Below are 6629 nucleotides of genomic sequence, written 5' to 3'. Positions count from 1 at the left end.
ATGGCAAAGGAAAAGTTTGAGCGTAGTAAGCCGCATGTGAACATTGGCACGATTGGCCATGTTGACCATGGCAAGACGACGCTGACGGCAGCGATTACGAAGCAGTTTGGCGATTTCAAAGCCTATGACGAGATTGACGGTGCGCCGGAAGAGAAAGCGCGCGGGATCACGATCTCGACGGCGCATGTGGAATATGAGACGGACAACCGTCACTACGCCCATGTGGACTGCCCCGGCCACGCCGACTATGTGAAGAACATGATCACCGGTGCGGCGCAGATGGATGGCGCGATCCTGGTGGTGAACGCGGCTGACGGCCCGATGCCGCAGACCCGTGAGCACATCTTGCTCGGCCGCCAGGTGGGTATCCCCTACATGGTCGTGTTCATGAACAAAGTGGACCAGGTCGACGACGAAGAACTGCTGGAGCTGGTCGAGATGGAAATCCGCGAACTGCTCTCCTCCTACGAGTATCCGGGCGACGATATCCCGATCATCGCAGGGTCGGCCCTGGCCGCTCTGGAAGGTCGCGACGACGCCATCGGGTCGGAGAAGATCGCTGAGCTGATGGCGGCGGTTGACGAGTACATCCCGACGCCGGCGCGCGCCGTGGATCAGCCGTTCCTGATGCCGATCGAAGACGTGTTCTCGATCTCTGGCCGCGGCACGGTTGTGACCGGTCGGGTTGAGCGTGGCGTGATCAATGTGGGTGACGAGATCGAGATCGTGGGCATCCGCGACACCTCGAAAACCACCTGTACCGGCGTTGAAATGTTCCGCAAGCTGCTGGATCGCGGTGAAGCGGGCGACAACATCGGCGCGCTCTTGCGTGGTGTGGACCGTGACGGCGTTGAGCGTGGCCAGGTTCTGTGTAAGCCGGGTTCTGTGACCCCGCACACGAAGTTCGAAGCCGAGGCGTATATCCTGACCAAGGAAGAGGGTGGCCGTCACACGCCGTTCTTCGCGAACTACCGCCCGCAGTTCTACTTCCGGACCACGGATGTGACCGGCACGGTTGAGCTGCCCTCGGGCACCGAGATGGTGATGCCGGGCGACAACCTGAAGTTCAACGTTGAGCTGATCGCGCCGATCGCGATGGAAAACGGCCTCCGCTTCGCCATCCGCGAAGGCGGCCGCACCGTCGGCGCCGGCGTCGTCTCCAAAATCATCGAGTGACATAAAGGGCGACAACGCCTTTGGACCAAAAGGAAGGGGCCGCATCATGCGGCCCCTTCTGTGTTTTAGGTGCGATGCTTATTCGTTGACGAACACATCGATCGACCGACGCATCTCGCCAGCGCTGTCGCCATTGGCGAGCATCTGTTGCACAAGGCGCAGCTCTGCAATTGTCAGGTTTTCCAGGCCTTCCGTTTCGATACCCCGGCTCGACAGCTCTCCTTCCAGGGCCTCCATCAAGGCATCAATCTCGGCCTCCATGGCAAAGCTGGCTGGCGCAAGCCCCACGGACAGGGTTGCGGCCAGGGCAAGTGCGGTCAAAGTCGCTTTCATTATCAATCTCCTCAGATTGTCTTGGTTTCACAAGGCGCGGGGTTGTCGGCCCCGCACGCACAACATCGGGAGTTGGATCACCCCGGTAAAAACACCATTTTCCTCACGCTCCCTCGCGCAGGGTTTGGTTGCTTGGCAGTGGCTGTGAAGAGAGCGTGATCAAAGGCGATGGATCGGCGTCATTGCTTTGATAAAGAACCACAAATTCCTTCACATTTCGGCCACTCTGCGTGAGCAGTATGGGTCTTCAGCGCGGCCTCGGCCCCCGGTTGTGCAAAGGTTGCAACGCAACACCATTCCGTGTGTCAAAACGCTGTGATCGTCTTGGGGGCCGTTGCTCACCAGCGCGTCAAAAAACCCCTGGTCTGTGTTACAAGACCAGGGGCAAGGGGCAGTGAAACCAGAGCGGGCAGCGACTCAGTCTTGCGCTGATCGGTTAGGCGAGTTGGAAATCCAGGCTGGTGCCATTGATGCAATGCAACACCTGACCCTCGATCGCAACGATATGGCCCAGATGGCTGCCGCAGCGACGGCAATGCGCTTCGACAAAGGCTTGATCTGGATCGCCATTGCCCATGTCTGCGCTGGCTTCTTCCGTGACCTCCGCATCGGGCGGCTGCGGGCCAGAATCGATGCCGGTCAGCACGGCGTTGGGTCGCGAATGGTGAAAGAACACCCAGCCCATTGGCAAGATGACCTTCCAATCGCTGTCATAGAGCGTCAGGTCGCAACCGCGGCAGCAATAAGTCCCGGCGCGGGTCTCCTGCCAAAGCGGGCTGGAGCGCGGCACTTCCGTTTGGTTGAGCCGCATGACTTGAAACTCTTGCTCGCTCAACCGGCTCAGCCATTCTGAGAAGCTGCGAGTGACCTCGTATTGAAACTCTTCGGAGCCGCCGGCGGCAGGCTCCGAGGCGGCACTGGCTTGCCCGGCAAGCAAGCTGGCCGCCGATGTGGCAGTGGCCGCGGCCAGAAACCGGCGGCGGGGGAGGTTTGGTAAAGACATTCGGGTTCTCCTGGTGCTTGGGAGTCCAGGATAGGTCCGGGAGGTGATAACGGCCCAACCAACCCTGCGTGACGGGCCGTGATGGGCTGATCGCTTTTTGGTGAAACGGGCCCGCGGCGGGGGGGCTCAAAGCTGCGGTGTCGCGTGCCCCACGCGCGCGTCACACTCGGCGCTGACCGCGTTCATGAAATCCCCCAGCTCGACGGCCAGCGCGTCTGCCTCGGCCGCGTCCAACCGGCGCGGCACTGCGCGGTCCCAACGGCGCCACATCAACTCCACCCGGGTGAAGGGCAGGGGGAACATCAACCTATCCCAGGTGGGCCAGGTCCAATAGCGCCGGGCCGAGAATGTGAACACGAAAACAGGGATTTGCGTGGCCCGCGCCCATTGGATCGGCGTGACTTTGGCAACCCGGGGCGGGCCTTGCGGGCCGTCGGGCGAGATGCCGATGGAAATCCCATTCTGTAGGCCGCGCAGCACATCGCGGATCGCGCCTGCGCCCAGCATCCCGCGTTTCATCGGCATGGTTTCATAGCCAAATGCCCGGTGTATCCAGCCCACCAGCCGCCCGGCTCGGCCATCTGAAGTCAAGCTCCGGCAGGGCGCTTGGCTCAGGTCGAACATCCAGGGTGTCATCATCAAACGCTGATGCCAGCAGACGATCAAAACTGCGCCATCTGTCTCTAGGGCCTCGGCGACGGCCTCCCAACCATCGTCACGCCCGCGTGAGGTGGCCCGCACCAGCCGCATATATCCGCCGAACAGCGCCGCAACCGCTCGGTTCGAGCGCGGATGATCGGCGATGCGTTTGCGAAGGCTCATGAGCAGGCTGCGAGGTCCGTTGACGGGTCCAGGTGACATGGCCGGTCTCTCCGCGCGGGTCAATCCCATGCCGATCGGTCTCGGCACTGGCGGTGGCGCGTCCTGCCCGCTAGGGTCGGATCAAACGCGACATCTCAGGGACAGGGCAAACCCCATGGCAGAGCAAGCAGAGATCGGCCTCATCGGCCTTGGCACGATGGGCGGCAACCTGGCGTTGAACATCGCCGAGAATGGCCACCAGATCGCCGTTTTCAACCGGACCTATGCGCGGACTGAGGCGTTTCTGGCCGAGGCAGGCCCGCTGGCGGACCGCCTGACGCCTGCCGAGACGCTGGAAGGATTCGTTGCCGCGCTGCAATCGCCGCGCCGGATCATCCTACTGGTGCCAGCGGGCAAGCCGGTCGATGACCAGATCGCGGCGCTGAAACCGCTGCTCGACCCGGGCGATGTGATCATCGATGGCGGCAATTCCGACTGGCGTGACACCAATCGCCGCGCCGCTGACGCAGCCCCTTTGATCTATCTTGGCCTTGGCGTCTCTGGCGGGGCCGAGGGCGCGCGTCATGGCCCGTCGATGATGGCCGGCGGCACTGGCGAGGCCTATGCCATGGTCGCGCCGGTTCTTGAGGCCATCGCCGCCGATTTCCAGGGCGCGCCTTGCGTTGCGCATCTGGGACCGGGCGGGGCCGGGCATTACGTCAAGATGGTCCATAACGGCATCGAATATGCCGATATGCAGATGATCGCCGAGATTTACGGGCTGATGCGCGACGGGCTGGGTCTGACCGCGCCAGAGATGGCGCCGATCTTCAGCCGCTGGAACGAGGGCGTCTTGCGGTCTTACTTGATCGAGATCACCGCCGAGATTGCAGGGACACAGGACCCCGCGACCGGCCAATCGATGCTGGATGTGATCGCCGACCGCGCCGGGCAGAAAGGCACCGGACGCTGGACGGTGATGGATGCCCAAGATCGCGGTGCGCCGTTGCCCGCGGTGGAGGCGGCGGTGACAGCGCGGGTTCTGTCCTCGCGCGCTGAGGATCGCGGGGCGGGGGAGGCGCTTTATGGCGCCGGGCCGATGGCTCTGCCACGCGATGCACTGACCGAGGCGATGATGGAAGGCGCGCTGATCGCTGGCAAGATCATCGCTTATGCCCAAGGCTTTGAGCTGCTGGCGAAGGCCAGCGCCGAGGAGTCCTGGGATATGCCTCTGCCCCGGGTTGCTGAGATCTGGCGCGCGGGCTGCATCATCCGCTCAGCGATGCTCGACGATATGGCGGCGGCATTGGGCGAGGCGGCGGATCGCGCGCTGATCATGGCGCCGCATTTCGCGTCTCTGATGACGCAGCACCACACCGCTCTCCGCCAGACCGTCAGCTTGGCCGCCGCTCATAGCATCGCTGTGCCCGCGCTCTCTTCCGCGCTTGGCTATTTCGATACGATGCGCACCGCACGCGGTACCGCCAATATGCTTCAGGCGCAGCGGGATTTCTTTGGTCAACACGGGTTCGAGCGGCTCGACCGCCCGGGAGAGAGCGGGTTTCACGGCCCCTGGGTCGATTAACGGAACAATCCCTCGCGGCGGAACACGGCCTCAATTCGCTGCCGCGTTCGGGTCAGCGGGATACCAAACCGGTCGCTGTCATTGTCCAAGAGGAAATAAATCTGCGTGATCCCGAGGCAGGACAGGTCGCGGATATCCAAGCCTTCGCTGATCCGTGGCATCCGCATTTCTACGCTGCGCACGAGTTGCTCCGAGCAGGCGTCGGTCTGCGCCGAGGCCATGTTGGGCAGGGCGATTGGGGCCATAAGGGCGAGGGCGATTGCGCTGGCACGTAGCATGAGAACCTCCATTGGCGGCGGGTGTTGGTGATGTAGATGTGTGTATCCTCTTTCCTTCGGTCAATTCCTGCCTGCATCGCGAGGCAGATATGTTCGGGTTGCAGTCGCCCCGCGTCACTGCCAAGACCGGGCAAACTTACATTTAAAGAGATGCCGTTATGCCATTTCCCAGCCCCGATACACGCCATCCCGCCCGACTGCCTGATGGCACTGAGCTGCCAATAAATGTGTTTTTGAAAGCGGTCATCGACCACCCACGGATCGAGGTTGGTGACTACACCTATTACAGCGATTTCGATCCGCCTGCCGATGTCTCGGGTTGGGCCGCGCGCATTGCGCCTTACATCTTCCCAAGCTCATCCGAACGGTTGCGGATCGGTAAGTTTGGCCAATTCGCCCACGGTACGCGCTTTGTGACCGCCTCGGCCAATCATAAGATGGATGGCATCTCCACATATCCGTTCGCGATCTATGATCCGGAGCGGATTTTCAGTTATCCCTCCAGCCTGCCGCAGGGCCGCGATACGGTGGTCGGTCACGATGTTTGGATCGGCATGAACAGCCTCATCCTGCCGGGCGCGCGTATCGGCAATGGGGTGATCGTGAGTTCCGGCTCGGTCGTCTCGGGCACCATTCCCGACTACGCGATTGTCGGCGGCAACCGGGCGCAGGTGTTGCGGATGCGGTTCGCAGAGGCGGATATCGCTCGGCTCAATGCCATTGCCTGGTGGGATTGGCCGATCGACAAGATCATCGCGCATGAGGCCCTGATCACCGGCGGTGATATCGACGCGCTGGCCCGCGTCTGAGCGCCGCTTTGCCGCTTGCAATGCGCCCGCCTCAGGGCTAAACGATCCCTCGGCCTAGGGGTGTAGCTCAGTTGGTAGAGCACCGGATTCCAAATCCGACGGTCGGGAGTTCGAGTCTCTCCACCCCTGCCAAGGCCACTTCAAATCTCCCCTCTGACAGGTCTTGCTTGGTGCGCGGCGCGCACTGTCTTCGTGGCGTTCTTGCCGCCCCAGAAGCGTTAAGAAAGAGTTATTAAAACCGCTAATAGGGTCGCGTTTTCCGGCGATCTGCTATTTTTTGTAACCTATTCTTCTGTGCAGGGCCGCTTGCACGCGCGTCGTGGGCTGCGTATATGGCGCTCAGCACCCGTGAAGGATCGGACGTTTACCCATGGCTATGACCAACCCGTTTCAGTTTCTGCAGCAGACCCGCGCCGAGGTGGCCAAAGTCGTTTGGCCGGGCCGCCGCGAGGTGCTTCTGACGACGGTCATGGTGTTCATCATGGCGGTTTTGGCAGCGATCTTTTTCTTCTTCGTCGATTGGCTGATCCGCCAGGGGCTGGAACTGATCCTGACCTTTTTCGGCTAGGCGGTCTGGGCTGGCCTCGTTGGATTAGAAATCCCGGCGCGGCTCTTGATTTTCGGCCATCGGGGCGATAGGCACG

Annotated in this window: 8 protein-coding genes and 1 tRNA gene; 5 read left to right on the top strand and 4 right to left on the bottom strand. The window is 61.8% G+C overall.

Going from position 1 to position 6629, the window contains the following annotated elements; translation table 11 throughout:
* Positions 1-1176: elongation factor Tu (gene tuf, locus GTF44_RS17945; RefSeq protein WP_145214922.1), on the top strand; the 1176-nt coding region annotated here is incomplete at its 5' end.
* A gap of 78 nt (positions 1177-1254) precedes the next feature.
* Here tuf and GTF44_RS17940 read toward each other — a convergent pair.
* From GTF44_RS17940 to GTF44_RS17930, 3 genes are all read right to left on the bottom strand, one after another.
* Positions 1255-1509, bottom strand: a complete 255-nt coding sequence (locus GTF44_RS17940) for a hypothetical protein (RefSeq protein ID WP_171562951.1) — start codon at positions 1507-1509, stop codon at positions 1255-1257.
* 436 nt (positions 1510-1945) lie between these two features.
* Positions 1946-2512: a peptide-methionine (R)-S-oxide reductase gene (locus GTF44_RS17935; RefSeq protein WP_171562950.1), complete on the bottom strand. Its 567-nt coding sequence runs from the start codon at positions 2510-2512 to the stop codon at positions 1946-1948.
* Between the two features lie 126 nt (positions 2513-2638).
* Entirely contained in the window at positions 2639-3334 is a 696-nt protein-coding gene (locus tag GTF44_RS17930) for a lysophospholipid acyltransferase family protein (RefSeq protein ID WP_171562949.1), read from the bottom strand.
* Positions 3335-3488: 154 nt separating this feature from the next.
* Between GTF44_RS17930 and gndA the strand changes: the two genes are divergently transcribed.
* The gene (gene gndA, locus GTF44_RS17925) at positions 3489-4898 is read left to right on the top strand and encodes an NADP-dependent phosphogluconate dehydrogenase (RefSeq protein ID WP_171562947.1); all 1410 of its coding nucleotides are present in this window, start codon (positions 3489-3491) and stop codon (positions 4896-4898) included.
* Here the strand turns inward: gndA and GTF44_RS17920 are convergent.
* Positions 4895-5176 carry a hypothetical protein gene (locus tag GTF44_RS17920; RefSeq protein WP_171562945.1) on the bottom strand — a complete coding sequence of 94 codons (282 nt, stop codon included), beginning with the start codon at positions 5174-5176 and terminating at the stop codon, positions 4895-4897. The genes gndA and GTF44_RS17920 overlap by 4 nt on opposite strands.
* A gap of 158 nt (positions 5177-5334) precedes the next feature.
* Between GTF44_RS17920 and GTF44_RS17915 the strand changes: the two genes are divergently transcribed.
* The 3 genes from GTF44_RS17915 (at position 5335) to secE (ending at position 6553) form a co-directional block, all read left to right on the top strand.
* Positions 5335-5985 carry a CatB-related O-acetyltransferase gene (locus GTF44_RS17915; protein WP_171562943.1) on the top strand — a complete coding sequence of 217 codons (651 nt, stop codon included), beginning with the start codon at positions 5335-5337 and terminating at the stop codon, positions 5983-5985.
* 56 nt (positions 5986-6041) lie between these two features.
* Positions 6042-6117 (top strand) — tRNA-Trp (locus GTF44_RS17910).
* A gap of 238 nt (positions 6118-6355) precedes the next feature.
* On the top strand, positions 6356-6553 hold the full coding sequence (gene secE / locus GTF44_RS17905; RefSeq protein WP_171562940.1) for a preprotein translocase subunit SecE: 198 nt from the start codon (positions 6356-6358) through the stop codon (positions 6551-6553).
* Positions 6554-6629 lie beyond the last annotated feature (76 nt).

Source organism: Roseobacter sp. HKCCD6576-2, from assembly GCF_013179285.1.
Classification (GTDB): domain Bacteria; phylum Pseudomonadota; class Alphaproteobacteria; order Rhodobacterales; family Rhodobacteraceae; genus Rhodophyticola; species Rhodophyticola oceani.
The sequence above is the reverse complement of the archived record's forward strand: the minus strand, read 5'-3'. Positions and strand labels throughout refer to the sequence as shown.

Bases quoted from the DNA above. Each gene is read 5' to 3' on its own strand.
- GTF44_RS17940 (WP_171562951.1), bottom strand. From the start codon at position 1,509: ATGAAAGCGACTTTGACCGCACTTGCCCTGGCCGCAACCCTGTCCGTG.
- GTF44_RS17935 (WP_171562950.1), bottom strand. From the start codon at position 2,512: ATGTCTTTACCAAACCTCCCCCGCCGCCGGTTTCTGGCCGCGGCCACT.
- GTF44_RS17930 (WP_171562949.1), bottom strand. From the start codon at position 3,334: ATGAGCCTTCGCAAACGCATCGCCGATCATCCGCGCTCGAACCGAGCG.
- gndA (WP_171562947.1), top strand. From the start codon at position 3,489: ATGGCAGAGCAAGCAGAGATCGGCCTCATCGGCCTTGGCACGATGGGC.
- GTF44_RS17920 (WP_171562945.1), bottom strand. From the start codon at position 5,176: ATGCTACGTGCCAGCGCAATCGCCCTCGCCCTTATGGCCCCAATCGCC.
- GTF44_RS17915 (WP_171562943.1), top strand. From the start codon at position 5,335: ATGCCATTTCCCAGCCCCGATACACGCCATCCCGCCCGACTGCCTGAT.
- secE (WP_171562940.1), top strand. From the start codon at position 6,356: ATGGCTATGACCAACCCGTTTCAGTTTCTGCAGCAGACCCGCGCCGAG.